The organism is uncultured Lactobacillus sp., assembly GCF_902491705.1.
GTDB lineage: Bacteria > Bacillota > Bacilli > Lactobacillales > Lactobacillaceae > Lactobacillus.
The window spans coordinates 1-17,802 of the sequence record NZ_CABUIW010000044.1 but is presented as its reverse complement, the minus strand read 5'-3'; the positions used below and the strand labels follow the sequence as shown (position 1 = coordinate 17,802).

At 36.1% G+C, this 17,802-nt stretch carries 14 protein-coding genes, 1 pseudogene and 1 riboswitch; of the genes and pseudogenes, 4 read left to right on the top strand and 11 right to left on the bottom strand.

The features are described 5' to 3' along the window. Positions 1-67: 67 nt before the first annotated feature. Positions 68-997 carry a nucleoside hydrolase gene (locus RDN22_RS08380; RefSeq protein ID WP_308557437.1) on the top strand — a complete coding sequence of 310 codons (930 nt, stop codon included), beginning with the start codon at positions 68-70 and terminating at the stop codon, positions 995-997. Between the two features lie 52 nt (positions 998-1,049). Here the strand turns inward: RDN22_RS08380 and RDN22_RS08375 are convergent. Both RDN22_RS08375 and RDN22_RS08370 read right to left on the bottom strand, forming a co-directional pair. Then, positions 1,050-2,530, bottom strand: a pseudogene (locus tag RDN22_RS08375) (SH3-like domain-containing protein). A 92-nt stretch (positions 2,531-2,622) separates the two neighbouring features. After that, the gene (locus tag RDN22_RS08370; protein WP_308557434.1) at positions 2,623-2,892 is read right to left on the bottom strand and encodes an FMN-binding protein; all 270 of its coding nucleotides are present in this window, start codon (positions 2,890-2,892) and stop codon (positions 2,623-2,625) included. A 345-nt stretch (positions 2,893-3,237) separates the two neighbouring features. Between RDN22_RS08370 and RDN22_RS08365 the strand changes: the two genes are divergently transcribed. Next, positions 3,238-4,848 (top strand): Mbeg1-like protein, encoded by a 1,611-nt coding sequence (locus tag RDN22_RS08365; protein WP_308557432.1) that lies wholly within the window; start codon positions 3,238-3,240, stop codon positions 4,846-4,848. Between the two features lie 41 nt (positions 4,849-4,889). Here RDN22_RS08365 and RDN22_RS08360 read toward each other — a convergent pair whose 3' ends face one another. The 8 genes from RDN22_RS08360 to lysA all read right to left on the bottom strand — a co-directional run bounded on the left by RDN22_RS08360 (position 4,890) and on the right by lysA (position 13,226). Next, complete coding sequence (locus RDN22_RS08360) at positions 4,890-5,954, bottom strand: serine hydrolase domain-containing protein (protein ID WP_374043096.1); 1,065 nt, start codon at positions 5,952-5,954, stop codon at positions 4,890-4,892. A 119-nt stretch (positions 5,955-6,073) separates the two neighbouring features. Further along, a complete protein-coding gene (locus tag RDN22_RS08355) occupies positions 6,074-7,132 on the bottom strand; it encodes an aspartate-semialdehyde dehydrogenase (protein WP_308557429.1) in 1,059 nt (352 codons plus the stop codon). Beyond that, positions 7,132-8,307: an aminotransferase class I/II-fold pyridoxal phosphate-dependent enzyme gene (locus RDN22_RS08350; RefSeq protein ID WP_308557427.1), complete on the bottom strand. Its 1,176-nt coding sequence runs from the start codon at positions 8,305-8,307 to the stop codon at positions 7,132-7,134. Before RDN22_RS08350 ends, RDN22_RS08355 begins: the two co-directional genes overlap by 1 nt. 12 nt (positions 8,308-8,319) lie before the next feature. Next, entirely contained in the window at positions 8,320-9,102 is a 783-nt protein-coding gene (gene dapB / locus RDN22_RS08345; protein ID WP_308557425.1) for a 4-hydroxy-tetrahydrodipicolinate reductase, read from the bottom strand. After that, the gene (gene dapA / locus RDN22_RS08340; RefSeq protein ID WP_308557423.1) at positions 9,095-10,030 is read right to left on the bottom strand and encodes a 4-hydroxy-tetrahydrodipicolinate synthase; all 936 of its coding nucleotides are present in this window, start codon (positions 10,028-10,030) and stop codon (positions 9,095-9,097) included. The genes dapB and dapA overlap by 8 nt, the downstream gene beginning before the upstream one ends. Before the next feature lies 1 nt (position 10,031). After that, the gene (locus tag RDN22_RS08335) at positions 10,032-11,186 is read right to left on the bottom strand and encodes an N-acetyldiaminopimelate deacetylase (protein ID WP_308557422.1); all 1,155 of its coding nucleotides are present in this window, start codon (positions 11,184-11,186) and stop codon (positions 10,032-10,034) included. Position 11,187: 1 nt separating this feature from the next. Beyond that, a complete protein-coding gene (gene dapD / locus RDN22_RS08330) occupies positions 11,188-11,898 on the bottom strand; it encodes a 2,3,4,5-tetrahydropyridine-2,6-dicarboxylate N-acetyltransferase (protein ID WP_308557420.1) in 711 nt (236 codons plus the stop codon). 17 nt (positions 11,899-11,915) lie between these two features. Next, positions 11,916-13,226: a diaminopimelate decarboxylase gene (gene lysA, locus RDN22_RS08325; RefSeq protein ID WP_308557418.1), complete on the bottom strand. Its 1,311-nt coding sequence runs from the start codon at positions 13,224-13,226 to the stop codon at positions 11,916-11,918. A 91-nt stretch (positions 13,227-13,317) separates the two neighbouring features. Further along, positions 13,318-13,489, bottom strand: a riboswitch (Lysine riboswitch). Between the two features lie 204 nt (positions 13,490-13,693). On the opposite strand from lysA, the gene RDN22_RS08320 reads away from it, so the two are divergent. Both RDN22_RS08320 and dapF read left to right on the top strand, forming a co-directional pair. Next, a complete protein-coding gene (locus RDN22_RS08320; protein ID WP_308557416.1) occupies positions 13,694-15,049 on the top strand; it encodes an aspartate kinase in 1,356 nt (451 codons plus the stop codon). 11 nt (positions 15,050-15,060) lie between these two features. Then, positions 15,061-16,065 (top strand): diaminopimelate epimerase, encoded by a 1,005-nt coding sequence (gene dapF / locus RDN22_RS08315; RefSeq protein ID WP_308557414.1) that lies wholly within the window; start codon positions 15,061-15,063, stop codon positions 16,063-16,065. 41 nt (positions 16,066-16,106) lie between these two features. Here the strand turns inward: dapF and yjeM are convergent, their stop codons facing one another. Then, positions 16,107-17,618: a glutamate/gamma-aminobutyrate family transporter YjeM gene (gene yjeM / locus RDN22_RS08310; protein ID WP_308557413.1), complete on the bottom strand. Its 1,512-nt coding sequence runs from the start codon at positions 17,616-17,618 to the stop codon at positions 16,107-16,109. Positions 17,619-17,802 lie beyond the last annotated feature (184 nt).

Sequence of the window (17,802 nt, the reverse complement as noted above, 5' to 3'; positions counted from 1 at the left end):
ATACTAATTTGATTAATTATCACAATATGACTTATTTCGATTTATATAATACGAGAAAGGAAAAGCAATGAAAAACATTTATTTTAATCACGATGGTAATATTGACGATTTAGTATCATACCTTCTTCTTTTGCAAGCACCAGACATTAAATTATTAGGTGTAGGTGCAATTGATGCCGATGGCTATATTGATCCATCCGTTGAAGCATGTCGCAAGATGACCGACCTCTTTAATTTGCGTGGCGACGATCTTACTGTTGCCCGTTCCAACTCAAGAGCTGTTAACCAATTCCCACACGAATGGCGCATGGCAACTTACTCATTTAATTACTTACCAATATTAAATGAAAAAGGCCATATCGATACTAAGCAAGCAGAATTACCTGCTCACCTTGATATGGTTGAAAAAATCAAGCATTCTAAAGAACCAGTTACTTTAGTTATGACCGGTCCATTAACTGACTTAGCTCGCGCTCTTGACACCGATCCAGATATCGAGAAGAACATCAAGAAACTTTACTGGATGGGCGGCTCACTTGATGGTCATGGTAATGTTGCTATCGTTAATGCTGATGGCACTCAAGAATGGAATGCTTTCTGGGATCCATATGCTGTTAAGCGTGTATTTGATTCAAACCTTGAAATTCAAATGGTTGGCCTGGAAAGTACTGAAGAATTGCCTTTAAATGACGAATTAAGACAACATTGGGCAAGTTTACGTAAATACCCTGCAATGGATTTAGTAGGTCAAGGCTACAGCTTGATCGTTTCTGTTCCATCAGCTGAATTATACTTATGGGATGTTTTAACTACAATCAGTGCTCTTTACCCTGAAGTAGTTGAAACTGAACAAGCTCATGCTAGAGTAATTACTGATGGACTTAGTGCAGGTAGCTTCGTTCGTGATCCAAATGGTCGTGAAGTAACTTTGGTAACTAAGGCTAATAAAGATCTCTTCTTTAAGAAAATGGATGAAATTCTTGAAAGATCCAAGTAAAAAAGGTCAAAAAAATAAGGGAAGCAAATATTTGCTTCCCTATTTTTTATGCTTAAATATGTCCTTCAGTTAATTCAGCACGTTGTGCAAATTGAACATAAAGCTTGGAGCTAGTAGCTGACATACCTTCGATTTCTCTTCTAACGTTGAACTTGTAGTGCTTCTTAGCAGTTCCGTCTTCGCCTACTTTAAAGATATTATCGTTAAAGCCGATGTAGAAGTTATCACCATCATAAGCAAAACCTTGTACTGGTGAGTTAGAAACGAATCTACCCTTAGAGTAGCCTTCCAGCTGTCACCATCTCTAGTTAATTTCCAGTATTCATAGCAGTTGTAGCCACCATTATGGAACAATGCATACATAGTATTGTCACCAACGAAAGTTGCGTTATGAATGTAACGATCTTCAGAAACTTTAATAGTCCAGATCTTGTTAATCTTCATATCACTCTTGCGGATTTGAAGAACTTCTTCTGAACGAGGGCCATTATTGTAGTTATTGTCGTTAGCTAAAACATAAATATAACTTGATGATGAGCCAAGTGATTGACCATGACCTAACTTAATGTATGGACTAACCTTAATATTGTTAGCATATGACTTAAAAGTTGACCAACCCATAGTAGTCAAGTTTTGTGCAGCATACTTACTCTTAATTGCATTCAAGTTGTATGAAACAAGGTGGCCGTGTTGATTATTGCTGCTAGTAAACATTGAAGTAGCAAATACACCATTACTTACAGTGATACCTTCAGGAATAACACCAACTTGACCCATTGCATCCCCAGCTTGACCATAGCTTAAGCTGACGAAACGAGGTTGGAACAAACGAGTTCTTAAAGTTAAGCCATTACTCTTAAAAGTATTGCTGCTGGTTTCTGAAGTGTAATGGTGAGCAGCATTCCAATTTCTAGATGAGCTCTTTGAACCACCATTCCAAGTAGTTACTGACTTAAAGCCGGACTTAGGATCTTTATTTGGTTCACCCATTTCGCCCTTACCATCACGTACATCAATATGTAATGAAGCTTTAGCCTTACCATAGCTATAGTTTACAGTTGATTCTTGTGTACTTACGTAAGCCTTAGATACTTTAACCTTGCTTGGGTTTACGGCAGTACCTTGGCTGTCAGTTGCGTAGTTAATTGCATCTCTAGTTGGGAATGAATATTCAGAATTCTTTATTAAAGAAACATCGTTTGCAACAGAAATTTGGTTTCTAGCAAAGAATTTTTCACTAACCCAACCAACTTCACGGCCATCAACGATAATGTTCCAGAAGTTACCCTTCTTAGTTGAAACATATTCTTTAGATTGAATTTGACCATGCTTAAAGTACTTAGTTGAAGTAAATTTACCACTAGGACCACCTTTAGAAACGTTGTGGTAAATAGCATAGTTGCCGTTACCTGCAATCTTAGTTACGGCTTTGCCAAAACTTTTGGCACTAACTTGATGAGTCTGAGTTGCTCCCACAAACAGACTAGCAAGAAGAGCACTAGTAATAATAACTCCCTTAAATGTCTTTTTCATTTTTCCTCCAAATATAGTAACAAAATACAAATTATTCTAAAAAATCACAAGTTTATTTTATCACTACCTATCTGATTAAGAGCACAAACTTGTTATTTTTTTGCTTTTTCTAGTGCCTCTCTTGTTGCTTCTTTAACACCATTCGAAGTAAATGTAGCGCCTGTAACAGCATCGATATCTGCTGATTGTTTAGTCAAAATTTCATCCTTTAGTTTTTTCTCTGCTTTTTGACCATATTGAGGCGTTTCAGTAGATAAATCCAAATTCACTGATGTTATCTTGTTATTATTAATTTCTAATTCAACTCCAACAAAACCAGCCATTCCTCTAGCTTGAGCCGAATACTTTCCATCTTTTAACATAATATGATCCTCTTTTCTAAACAAAAAATACTTTCATATCTCTATGAAAGCATTTTTATAAAGGATATAAAAGAAAAAGTTACAATTAGGTATATCATTATTCAAACATAATTGATATACTAAGTTCTGGGTCAAAATGTTTTATAAGTCCTTATTATGACCCAACGCAGGTAGTAAGAATCCCCTTCTACCTGTTTTATTATACCGCATATAATTACAAATGTTATTATAATATTTAAGATCTTTTGAAGTTTATACCAAAAGATCTTTTTTCATTACGCTATCAATCAATAGTTAAGTTAAAATTGATATGGGAATTAAATTTTTCAATTGAAGATGGTAGAAATGTATCCAGATAACAATATTCTTACATATTTAAAGTGGCGTGGTGATGTTGACTTTAGCACATCACCTTTTAATGATATTGACGCACTAGTTTTATCGATTTTTTCATATCTAGAATTACCGGATATCGTTGATAGTGGCAGTAAAACAATCACTTTGGAAAAAGCCGCTAAAATATACTTTGCGGCAAATCATGAACGTACAGACGCTAAGCAATATCAAGATTTATTCAAATTAATGGCTAAAGCTGATCGATTTAAAGATGCTGAATTATCATATTTTGTCAGTACTTTAACTGAACACACGCAGTTTAGTGCTATAAAAATTTCGCTAACTGACGGTACTAATTTTATTGCCTTCCGCGGAACCGATGATTCATTAATCGGCTGGAAGGAAGACTTTGAAATTAGTTTTAAAGTTACAATTGCTCAGCGGCAAGCAGTTAAACTGCTAGAAAGAATTTTAAAAGCTGACGACGAAGACTACTATTTAGGTGGCCACTCAAAAGGCGGCAACTTAGCTGAATATGCCGCAATTAATATTGAACCTAAATTACGTAAACGAATTAAGCGAATTTATACTTTTGATTCACCAGGTATTGCCGAAGAAGTTGGGGCACAATTACCTAGAAAATACCTGCAAAATACTTTACGCCGCTTCGTACCTGAATTCAGTGTTATCGGACGTTTGTTTGAACCAGAAGGTATCACTCCTACTATCGTCAATAGTACGAGAAAGAATTTGAGTCAGCATGATGCATATAGCTGGCAAATCATTGGATCTAATTTTGATACTAAAAAGCACCGTAATCCACAATCTAGAATCTATAATCAATTGATTAACCAATGGATTGGTAATGCTACTTTAGAAGAGCGTGAGTCACTTACTAATGACCTCTTCTCAGCTTTAGGTGCTGGTGGAGCTACTAAGATCAATGAATTAGCTAACAATGGTTTTGGCGAATTTGGTGCAATTTTAATTTCACTAACTGACTCATCTAGAAGAACAAGATTCGTCTTTGGATCGCTGTTTTCCGCAATTTGGCAAACAATTAAAAGTCGACAAATTATTAAAACACTCTTTTCTACAGATACTATCGTTGGCTGGGTATTGGTTCTCTTAGGTATCATCAGTTTAACCTTGCCGCAATATGCTCTCCGTGCCTTTGGTGCATTAGTCGCATTTACTGGAATTGGATTTAGTGTTCATCAGATACTTAATACTGCAAAGTCTCAATTAAAAGATAGACAAAAGAACTTTTTTATTATCTCTTATCTAGTTGTATTTGCTCTATCAACAGCACTTATTTCTAACAATCGGCTTTTAATCTTTTTAGCGCATTATTTCTTAGGACTATTTTTGATTATTTATTCATATATTCGCCTCAGAAATATTATCTTGCGTCGGGTATCTGGAGTTTTTCGTAAAATTGTTGTAGGTATTGAAGCAATCATTGCTTTTGCTTTGGGAATTATCGTAATTGTAAATCCTCGAGCATTTGACCGCAGATCAATTATTGTAATTGGAGTCTTGCTAATTGCATATGGTTTCTTCAAGCTGGTAGGCGAATTATTCAGCCAGCGACCTAATATGCCAAAAAGTCATAGATAGCAAAAAAGAAGGGCTTCAAGCTCTTCTTTTTTTATTAGCTACTATCTTTTAATAAAAGTACCAGTTTTAATTCGCTTCAATATACCATAACCTACACTCTTAATATGGTTCTTACTGCCATGAGGTTGGTTTAAGAACATTACGATTCCGTTTTTATTATCCTTCGTCAATTGCATCCAGTTAACAAAGTGTGTATTGCCGAAGTTACCATATGCTAACTTCAATGTACCGCCATTCTTAAGGTAAAAACCACCTGAATAAGTATTTACCTTAGAAGCTAAATGCGACATATAGCTGAATTGACTAGCTGATAAAATTTTACCATTATACATACCCTGCTGAATCTTGTAGTAGTCGCCTGCAGTAGAAAACATATTGCCTGCACCAGGAAGCTGAGAAACTACATTAGCATTGGCATATGCAGCACTCCGATAATTTTTACCATGACGATACAAATATGAAATTGCGTCTGTCTTTGAACGTGGAATATTGCTATAAATATATGTATGACGCAAATGCAATGGCTTAATTATTCTGCTCTTAAGGTTTGAAGCATATGACTTACCAGTAACTTTTCGAATAATACCTGCTAATAAAACATAGTTAGCATTATTGTAGTTAAAACTATTTAAACCAGTATTACTTGAAAGATTAGCTCTAGCAACAGTCCAATTAATTGCACCGTTTTCAGAGAATCTAATACCATGACTTGATTCAGTTCCACTAACTCCTATTCCAGAAGTATGTGTCATTAGATTACCTACTGTAATCTTAGAAGAATTTTTCAATAATGGATACCACCGCGATATTTTAGTATTTTGCGTAAACTTATGCTTATAAATAAGTTGCGTGATCATAGCTGCAGTAACCATTTTTTGCAATGATCCAACTGGATAAACTAATTTACTGCTACCATTTTTAATGCGGCGTTTATAGTAACCATAACCTGAAGTAACGGTTTGCCGATGACCATTTTTCACAATTACGATTGTCCCATGCAAATGATTCTTCTTCATTGTTTTCTTTGCATAACTACGTAATTGACTATTGGTATAAGACTTAGCCTGTACCGATTGTGCACTAAATAAACCGCAAATAATAATCAATAACGCAGTAAATAACCAGAATTGTTTTCTATATTTCAATATAAAGTACCCTCTTTGAATTTAATCCTGAAATATTTTACCACAAAGAAAAAAAGCACCTAAGTGCTTTTTTATATTCTTTAAATTAAGTTCATTTTAACTAAGTATTCTGCGTTTTCAACTGTATTCCAAGCTGCACCTTTAAGCAAGTTATCAGCTACAACCCACATATTAAATGCACCCTTATTTTCATAGTCAGGACGAATACGACCAACAAAGGTTTCACGCTTACCTGCCGCATTAATTGGTTGTGGGTAAATTTGATGCTTAATATCATCTTCTAAGACAACACCTGGGAAGTTAGCTACAGCATCCATAATATCTTGAGTTGTTGCACTTTCATCTTCAACAGTAAAGTAGACACTTTCACCGTGAGCAATTGGAACTGGAACTCTAACACAAGTTGCAGTTACCTTGATATCCTTGGCATTCATATCGCCTAACATAATCTTCTTAGTTTCGTGGATCATCTTCCATTCTTCGTGTGAATAACCACTATCTTCTAAGACATCGATTTGAGGCAACAAATTAAATGCTAATGGGTAATGCTTCTTATCACCTTTAGTTGGCAAAATATGAGCATCTTCTTGCATATCTTTACCATCCAAATAATCTTGTGCTTCTTTTTTCAATTCATTAATTGCAGCTTGACCTGCACCAGAAGCTGCTTGATAAGTTGAAACAATAATTTGCTTTAAACCAAACTTTCTTCTGATTGGTTCAAGCGCCATAACCATTTGAATAGTAGAACAGTTTGGATTAGCAATAATGCCATGATGGTTCTTTAATGCTTCAGGGTTAACTTCTGGAACAACTAGTGGTACATCTTCTTCCATTCTGAAGGCACTAGTATTGTCTACACAAACTGCCCCACGCTTAACTGCCTCTGGCAAGAATTTCTTAGAAACAGCACCACCGGCTGAAGATAAAACCAAATCAATTCCATCAAAAGAATCAGGTGTAGTTTCTTCAACTGTTAAGTCTTGATCTCTAAATTTTAAAACAGTGCCTGCTGAACGGCTAGAAGCTAATAACTTAACACTTTTTACAGGAATAGTTGACTTAGCTAATTGATCAATCATTCTTCTACCAACGGCACCAGTAGCACCTAAAATTGCAACATTATATTCCTTAACCATTATTCGTCCTCTTTTAAAAATTTCTTCATTCGCTTCATTGCTTCGTGCAAGTTTTCGTCACTTGATGCATAAGATAATCTGACGTATCCTTCGCCGCCATCACCAAATGCACTACCTGGAGTAATTCCCACCTTTTCTTTAAAGGCTAAATCCAATGCAAATTGCATATCGTCTTGACCATATTTAGCTGGAATTTTAGCAAAAATGTAGAATGCACCTTCAGGCTTAACTGCTTGCATCCCCATCTCAGCCAATTCCTTTAAAACATAGTCACGACGCTTTTGATAAACTTTTCTATATTCTTCTGGATCATCTAACCCATTCTCAAGTGCTTCAATTGCAGCCGCTTGTGATGAATCTGTTGTAGTCGTAACCATTAAGCCATGAACTTTACCAATTTCTGCCATAATCTTTGCAGGACCGGCAACATAACCTAATCGATAACCAGTCATCGCATGAGACTTAGATAAGCCAGAAATATAAATTGCTCTTTCTGGAATTAAACTGGCAATTGAATAGTGCTTAACACCATAAGTTAAAGTGCTGTAGATTTCATCTGTAATTACATACAAGTGATGATCCTTAATTACCTTAGCTAAAGCTTTAATTTCATCTTCGCTATATTCAACACCAGTAGGGTTAGTTGGATAGTTCAAAATCACAGCTTTAATCGTTGGATTCTCTTTAATAGTTTCTTCTAGCTTTGCAGGTGTTAACTTGAAGCCATCTTTTGAAGTATTCATTAAAACATAGTCTGCATCAGCTAATGTAGCTACAGGCCAATATAATGAGAAAACAGGCGTAGGAATTGCGACTTTATCACCTGGATTAGAAATTGCAAAAAGCGTAGCATTAATTGCTTCAGTTGCACCAACTGTAACTACAATTTCTGTTTCTGGGTCATAGTCAATTCCAGTTACTTTTTTCAAATATTTACTGATTGCTTTTCTTAATTCAAGCTTTCCTTTTTGTGGAGCATAGTGTGAATCATTATCTTCAATACTCTTGATTGCTGCTTTTTTGACATGTTCAGGAGTATTCATATCAGGTTCACCTAAAGTCAACTTGATAATACCAGGAATAGTTGAAACTTTATTATCAAAGATTCTAATCCCTGAAGCCTTTACGTTAGTAATTTTCTTGCTTAGTCCTAAGTCGTTAGCTAATTCTGGCATAAGCTTTCTCCTTTATAAAATATTTTCCAATCCAATTACCAATTCATCGAGTTGATCAACTTTTTCGATAGCTACTTTTACGCCACTCATAAAGCTTTCACGATCAAATGAATCTTGTCTAATAGTCAAGGCTTCACCAGGTCCACCGAATAAAACTTGTTCATGGGCAATATAGCCTGGTAAACGAACTGAGTGAATTTTAATACCTTGATAATCTCCACCGCGGACGTTTTTCAAAGTCTCTACTTCATTTGGTGCAGTTTGATGTTCAGGTCTATTTTCAGCAATCATCTTGGCAGTAGCCAAAGCAGTACCTGATGGTGCATCTTGCTTATCTGCATGGTGCATTTCAATAATTTCTACATCAGGGAAGTATTTAGCTGCTTCTTTAGCAAATTTCATCAAAAGTACAGCTGACATACCAAAGTTTGGTGCAATTAAGCCGCCAACTTTTTCCTTTTGAGAAATTTTAATCAATTCAGCTTCTTGCTCATCACTCATTCCAGTTGTACCAACTACTGGAGAAATATGGTGTTCTAAAGCAAACTTGACATTATTATAAACTGCTTTAGGTGTAGTAAAATCGATCCAAATATCTGCTGCACGATCAGGAATTTCATCTAGACTCTTATAAATTTTAGCTTCAGCAGGCAAATTGTATTCTTTAGGATCATCACTTGTAGCTGTAGGTGACATACCAGCAACTACTTCAAAACCGTCTGTTCTGTTAACCAAGTTAACGGCTTTTTGTCCCATTGCACCAGTAAATCCAGCAACCAATACTTTTTTAGTCATTTTCTAATTCCTTTCCTAAATCAAGTGGCAATTTTTGCATCAAAGCATTATCAGCTAGTCCTAAATGCTTAGCCAAATTTGTCTTTTCTTCGTCGTTTAAACTTACTAGTGGTAAACGGCATCCGCCCATCTTAAAGCCTTGAGCATTAAGCACAGCCTTAACAGGGGATGGAGATGGATACATGAATAAAGCTTGCATCTTTGGTGTTAACCAGCGTTGGATCTTGGCTGCTCTTGGATAATTTCCTTCATATAATGAGTTATACATTTGACGCATTTCTTTAGTGTAGATGTGACTTGCGACAGAAATAACACCATTTGCTCCAAGTAAACGTGCAGTTAAAGCTTGTGTATCTTCACCTGTAAAGACTTGGAAATCTTCATCTTTATTTTCAATAATGTACTCTAATTCTTCTAAAGAAGCACATTGCTTGATACCTTTAATATTCTTTAAATGTGATAATTGAACCACTGTCTCTTTTTCCATCTTGACGCCAGTTCTACCTGGAATGTTGTAAATCAAGATTGGCATCTCAGTTTTTTCATTAACGGCGGTAAAGTGAGCAATCATGCTGCGTTGGTTAGGCTTGTTGTAAGGTGGAACCACTACCAAGGTATAATCAATGCCATCAATTTTTGCTACTTCATTAGTAAATTCAATTGTTTCTGCAGTATTATTGCTTCCTGTACCAGCAATAACAGGTACACGGCCATTAACGATTTGACCAAAATGCTTGTACAAAGAAATTTTTTCATCGTGGCTAAGAGTAGGAGTTTCACCTGTAGTGCCTCCCACAACAAAGCCATTGCATCCCAAATTGATCAATCGATTGACTAATTTTTCCAAGCTGTCAAAATCAATCTTATTATTTTCATCAAATGGCGTTGCAATCGCCGTTAATAAATCAGAATCAATTAATGTAGCCATTTTATTTCCCCATTCTATTAATTAAAAATCCTTTAATTGCATCAACACCACGTTGAATACTTTTTTCATCCGGATTGAGCGTTGCTGAATGAAGTTCTGAATCAGGATCACCTACACCTAACCAAAACATAGTCCCTGGAAACTTTGCTAGTAAGAAGCCGAAGTCTTCTCCTGTCATCTTAGGCTCAGTTTCAATATAATCAACATCTTTATTTTGCTTCATATAAGAGATGAAGTTTTCAGTTAATTTTGGATCGTTTTCAACTGGCCAATAGCCACCTTGATTCAAATCCAATTTAACTTCCATATTGTAGCTGCGAGCAATCCCTTCACAGAGGTCCTGCAATCTTTTATCAATATGTAAGATCATCTCTTGCGTTAAACCACGTAGAGTTCCTTCAATTCTAGTGTGACCAGCAATCACGTTTCTGATTGTGCCAGCTTCAACTTTGCCTAATGTAATTACTCCACTTTGAATTGGGTCAATACTGCGTGAAATAATTGTTTGAATTTGCATAATTAAATTGGCTGCGGCAACAACCGTGTCATTTGCATTTTGAGGAAAAGCTGCATGACCGCCTTTTCCATAAAGATCAATGTTGATCTCCGTTGTTCCAGCAAACAAGGTTCCCATTCTGCAGCCGATGCTGCCAGCTGGCAATGCTGGATTATCATGCAAACCATAAAACTCATCTGGTTTAAATTTACCTTCAAAGACGCCTTTTTCAAAAGCTTGCTTGCCACCGCTTTCGCTTTCTTCAGCTGGTTGAAAGAAGAAAAGCAAATTATCTTTAGGTTGATTTTCACTAAAATAACTAAGTAATCCCAACGCTACGCTCATGTGAATATCATGACCACAAGCATGCATCACGCCTTCATTTTTTGAAGCAAATGGTAAATTAGTCTTTTCGGTGACCGGTAAAGCATCGATATCAGTTCGATAGCCAATCGTTCTTTTAGGATCTGTACCTTTAACTAAAACTAATATTGCAGTAGGTAAATCTTCTGGAACTTTAATTGTTAAATAATCTTGCTTAAAATTTCGAATTACTTCTAGCAAATACGCATGTGTTTCTTTTTCCTGCAGTGCAAGTTCAGGAATTTCATGCAAATGTCTTCTTACCTTAATTAATTCTTCTTCAGTTAAAACTGCCATTTTAAATCTTTCTTAGATCATCCTCAAGACCTGTCTTGCTTTCGGTCTTTTCGTCAACTTTTTTAATTACTCTAGCAGGAACACCGGCAACCATTGTGTGTGGTGCAACATCCTTAGTAACTACGGCACCAGCGGCAATTACAGCACCTTCACCAACGTGAACACCTTCAATTACTACCGCATTAGCTCCCATTACAACGTTATCTTCAATTACAACAGGTTTAGCTGAAGCTGGCTCAATAACGCCGGCTAAGACACTACCGGCACCAATATGACAATGCTTACCAACAATTGCACGTCCACCTAAGACAACACCCATATCAATCATTGTGTCATCACCAATTTCAGCACCAATATTGATAATTGCGCCCATCATGATCACTGCGTTCTTACCAATAGCTACTCGGTCACGAATAATTGCACCTGGTTCAATTCGAGCATCAAACTTCTTTAAATCAAGTAGTGGAACTGCTGAATTTCTGGCATCATTTTCAATACGATAATCAGTAATCAAATCCTTATTTTCTTTTAGGAATGGTTCAACATCTTTCCAATCACCAAAAATTACGCCAAAGCTATTTTCAGTAAAATTCTCAATTTCTTTTGGAAAATCAAGTTGATCAATTTTTCCTTTAATAAAAACTTTGACTGGTGTTTTCTTTGGTGCATTGCCAATGTATTCAATAATGCTTTTTGCATCTAATTCTGCCATGATTTTACCTTCCTATATTAATCTTCATATGATTGATCTAAGTGAACTAAATCTTCTAAGCTTTCTCTCTTAATAACTAGTTTTGCTTTGCCATTTTCTGTAAAGATAACTGCTGGGCGAGGATTACGGTTATAGTTTGAAGCCATCGAATAGCCATATGCTCCAGTATCAAGCATTGCTAAAAGTGAACCTGGCTTGGTTTCTGGAAGTGCTTGATTTTCTGCTAAGATATCACCGCTTTCGCAGTACTTACCAGCAATTCTGACATGTTCGGTAAGTGGTGCATTAGGATCAGTGGCCAAAACCGTTTCATATTTTGCATCATATAATGCTGGACGAATGTTATCGCCCATTCCGCCGTCAACAGTAACATAAGCGCGGTGACCAGGAATTACTTTGCGACTGCCTGTGGTATATAGGTTATATCCAGCTGGTCCAACGATTGAACGTCCTGGTTCAATATCAATTTCAGGAATTGGATAAGAAGCTTCTTTTGCCTCTTGCTTAATTGTTTTTACAATAGCTTGAACAAATTCTTCAGGCTTTAGTGGATTATCTTCGGCGGTATATTTAATACCAAATCCGCCACCTACATTGATTACTTTAGCTGTATAACCGTATTGACTGCGCCAATTTTCGGCAACTTCCATCAACTTTTTAGCAGCCATTTCAAAGCCATTTAATTCAAAGATCTGTGAACCAATATGAGCATGAATTCCTACCATATTCATTCTTGAATTAGCTAAAACTTGCTCTAAGGCTAAATCGGCTTGTCCTGATTCAAGATCAAAACCAAATTTACTATCAACTTGGCCTGTTTGATCATATTCATGCGTATGAGCTGAGATACCTGGCGTAATTCTTAACATTACATTGATCTTGGCATCTTGCTCGCGCAAAACCTGGTCCAATAATTTAATTTCATGGAAATTATCAATAATAATTTTGCCTACATGATTTTTCACAGCCATTTCAAGTTCAAAAAGTGATTTATTATTGCCATGAAAACTAATACGTTCTGTAGGAAAGTTTGCCTTCAACGCGGTATAAAGCTCTCCTGCTGAAACAACATCAGTGTAGGCTCCCTCTTCATTAGCTACCTGATACATCGCAATACATGCAAAAGCTTTGCTAGCATAACTAACTGCGTAATTAACTTGTTCTTCTTCAAATACTTTCTTAAAAGCTCTAATTTGATTGCGAATCTGTTCAACATCATAAACTACTAGTGGTGTGCCATATTTTGCGGCTAAATCTACTGTATCAACACCGCCAATAGTTAAATGTCCTTTTTCATTGATTTGATTTGCTAAAATTTGAGGATTCATGTTTCGTCTCCATTCTTATTTTGCCGAAACGCTAATCAAAAAATCCATTGTCTGCGCCAAACAAACAATGGATTAGTTTTTGCTTAATCTAATGGTCGATAGCGCTCCGCGAGTTTTTCGCGACAGTCCGCAATTTATTAAACTGCGACCCAGCTTAATTCTTTGGCATGATTTAAGCTTCGGCAACTTCCCCTTTCACAATTAATCTTCATTGTGCCTAACTCATAATTGCTACTCTTGTCAGCTGCACCTCTATGATTTAACTGTAGTCTACAGTTTTATGAAAATTTAGTCAACAGTTTTATTATAAAAATTTAATTTAAATTATATTTGCAAAATTTTAATACTTGATATTATCGCCATTTAGTTGCATGATTAAAAAATAATGTTAAAATTCAACTGAATTTAGTTTAACTTTATTATTTCAGATTAATGATTTCTGAAAATCGTCACTAAGGAGTTATGTTATGAAAGTCGTAAAATTTGGAGGCAGTTCTTTAGCCAGCGGCTCTAGTGTAGAGCAAGCATTAAATATTATTTTGAGCGATCCACAAAGACAAGTTGTTGTAGTTTCTGCACCCGGAAAAAGAGACAGTGCAGATATCAAAGTAACTGATCTTTTAATCAAATATGCAAACGAAGTTTTAAATAAAGAAAACACAACTGAAATTGTTGAACAAATTTTTGCTCGCTATCAAGAAATTGGTCATTACTTTGGCTTAAGTGACCAAGAATTACAAGTAATTAAAAATATTTTATTAGCTTTGCCAGATAAAAAATATCCTAATGATGATTATTTAATGGCTGCATTTAAAGCACATGGCGAGCGACTTAATGCACGTTTAATTGCACTTATTTTGCAACACAAGAATATAAAAAGTAGATTTCTTGATCCAACCGAAGCTGGCTTAATCGTAACAGGTGAACCTAATGATGCCCTAGTTAATCCAGAAAGCTATTTAAACCTGGATCAAGTAAAAATTGCTAAAGATGAACGAATCATCTTCCCTGGCTTTTTCGGTATCACTCCATCCGGCCATATTGCTACATTTTCACGTGGCGGTTCCGATATTACAGGAGCAATTTTAGCTCGCGGCTTCCATGCTGATTTATATGAAAACTTTACTGATGTTAACGGAATTTTCGCTGCCAATCCAAATATTGTGGATCACCCAGAATCTATCAAAAAGATGACTTACCGTGAAATGCGTGAATTGTCTTATGCCGGCTTTTCTGTTTTTCACGATGAAGCTTTAATTCCAGCAATTCAAGGTCAAATTCCAATTAATGTTAAAAACACGCATGAACCTGAAAACCCAGGAACCATGATCGTGCCAGAAAAGAATTTTTCACCAGATAACACTATTACAGGCGTAACTAGTCAAAAACACTTCTCTGCTTTATATTTACATAAATACTTGTTAAACAAAGAAGCCGGCTTTACCCTCCGCATTTTGCAAATTTTGTACAACCACAACGTTCCTTACGAACACATGCCTTCTGGTATTGACGACATTACAATTATTTTTAATAATGACTTTTTGAATGACCAATTAATCGATCAAATTTGTAATGAAATCCAAGCTACAATCAATCCAGATCAACTAGAATGGATAGATGACTATGCTATTATCATGGTTGTTGGTGAAGGAATGAAGCAAACTGATGGCGTTAGTCGTCAAATCTTGGATTCCTTAGATGAACAAGGGATTTCTCCACGAATGATCAATCAAGGTGCATCCCAAATCTCAATGATGATCGGTACCAAGAAAGAAAAAGCTGACGAAGCAGTTAAAATCATTTATCAAGAATTTTTCAATTAGGAAGGTGCAACATGGTTAAATTATTAAAAGTTCACGGTTCTCAAAATCATTTCTTCATTTTGGATCAGACTGAATTAGACAAGCCATTAACTGACGAAGAATTGAGAACTTTTACTAAAAAAATCACCAATTCTCAAACTGGAATTTTAAACGGTGCAGATGGCGTTTTAGCAATTAATAAGCCTGTTCGCGAACATGCCTTAGCACAAATGCGCGTAATCAACGAAGACGGTAGCGAAGCTTCAATGTGTGGTAATGGTCTTAGAACTGTTGCCCGCTATTTAAGCGAAAAGTATCATCAAGATCATTTCTTAGTTGATACCATGAATGCCAGCTTACGCGTTCACAAAGAAGCCGATTTTGCTCAAGACGTACCAGCTTATTCAGTTGAAATTTCACCAGTTAGATTTAACAAAGAAGCTTTGCCTTTCACTAATTTGGGCCATGACCGCCTAATCGACAATTTTGTCCCTGAACTCTATCCAGGCTTGCGTTTTACTTCTATTGCCGTGCCTAATCCTCACCTAATTAGTTTTGTCAGCCAAGAACAAATTTCTGGCCCAATTTTAGGCATTGTCGGTAAGAGATTAAACAGTAAGAATCCTTACTTCACCGATGGCGTAAATGTTAACTTCGCCCAAATCTTAGACAAAAATAAGTTATTCGTTCGCACATATGAGCGTGGCGTTGGCTTTACCAATGCATGTGGTACTGGTATGTCGGCTACTTCATTAGCCCTTTTATTAACGCATCCCGACAAGGTTGATATTAATTCACACATCTCCGTCTTTAATCCTGGCGGCATGGTTAAGACAAAAGTTCACTATGATGATAATGAATATTGGATTGAACTAACTGGGAATGCGACATTTACTCATCAAATTGATATTTCTGAAGCTGATTTACGAAATGCCAACTTTTCAAATGTCAAAGTTTCAGAAACTAATGAACAACATGCCTATGAAAAATTCGTTGATAATTTACCTAAATTTAATGACATCACCACTTTGGCATAGAAAAAAAGCTTGCGAATGCAAGCTTTTATTTTTTGTCTTTTTTAATCTAAATCTTTTAATCCATGCTTCTTTTTAGAAGTCCGATAAAAGATATAAGCTACCAAGCCAAAGAAGATCGGACCAAATCCTGTCCAAAATGCTGTCGCATATCTGTGTTCAAGAACTGGCTGCAAAACCGTAAAGAGAATTCCAGTGCAGACAATAATTTCTACGAATACAACTAAAGCCACAGTCCATTTATAATTTGTAAATACTCTAAATTTACGTGGGTAATCTTTTTTAAGGAAAAATGGAAATGCACCGATTAAGAAAATATATGGTGCAGTAGCTGCGACATTGCCCATATCTGTCAAAATCTGATAAAAGCTGGTTGCGGCACTACCACCAAAGGAAACAACCGCAATTAGCAAGCAGACAAAGATGGTTTGTGCCCACATTGCATTAGCAGGGATGCCATGCTTGTTCAACTTCGTAGCAGCCTTAGGCCACAGTCTTGGGTCAGAACCCATAATAAATGACTTAACTGGTGAGTACAGTAAAACAAAGAATGCACCCATCATTCCCATTAATCCAGATAATGCGATAGCTCTAGTAAAAATTTCACCAATCATGATGCTCGTATGCGGATCAAGATTGAACGCATGTCCAAATGCTCTACCTAAAGTACCATATACAACATAAGTAATATTCCCAGTGTTGGCACCTGCTTCAACGATATCTTTTTGATAGTTAACTGAGAACCCAGTCATGAAAATCATCAAAACATATGAAATTATGGTAAATAAACTACCAATAATTAATCCTTTAGGGAAGTCCTTTTCGGGATGCTTCATACTATCGATAACACCACCGACAGTTTCCATACCACCATATGCAAAGACAGCATAAACAACAAATGAAATAATTGTAATTGGTGTCTGGAAATCCTTGTTAGGTGAAATAATAAAGCTTTGCCAGCCAGTGATTGGTTGAGCTAATTGACCGTGGTTCATGATAATTACTATTAAGCTAGACAGAATAAATACTAAGTTCATTCCAATCATAAACCAGCCACCAATAGATGACATGATTTTAATCCCTGTCATCCCTCTTGAAGAAAGATAGGTGGATACGATCATGAATAAAATGGCTAAAACACCAATTAGTTGTGTACCATGCAAGCCAAAGAAATTCCAACTCTGAGTGGTATCCTTACCAAAAACAAGCGCAGAAATCGAAATCCATAGCCTAGAAGCACTTGAAACTAACCATAGTACCCAGTTAGCTAGCCAAACAAAAGTCCCAATAAAGGCCCATTTTTCACCGATTGAGCCTGCTAACCAAGAATAAATACCACCTTTGGCATCATGAAAAGCAGAACCATATTCCGCCATCATTAATCCAGCTGGAAAGAAGAAACAAATTCCGGCTAAAATAAACCAAATAATTCCGGCATATGTCATTTGCCGATACGAAACAGATACATTACCAAAACCATAAACCGTTGTAATGATCATCAAAACAAGGCTCATAGTGGTTATTGTTTTTTTCGTTTGCGAATTTTCGTCTTCCAAAATAAAACCTCTACATTCTACTTCCTCTTGTTACTCCCTCATTTTAGCATTGTTCTTTTTAAGCGCATTCATTCTAATTTTTATTTCATAGACATAAAAAAAGCGGCTCTATAATTTTTCCTGTTGATGACTTATCTCTGTGATAAGCTGTTAACAGGATTTTTTTGTATCAAAAAAGAGGACA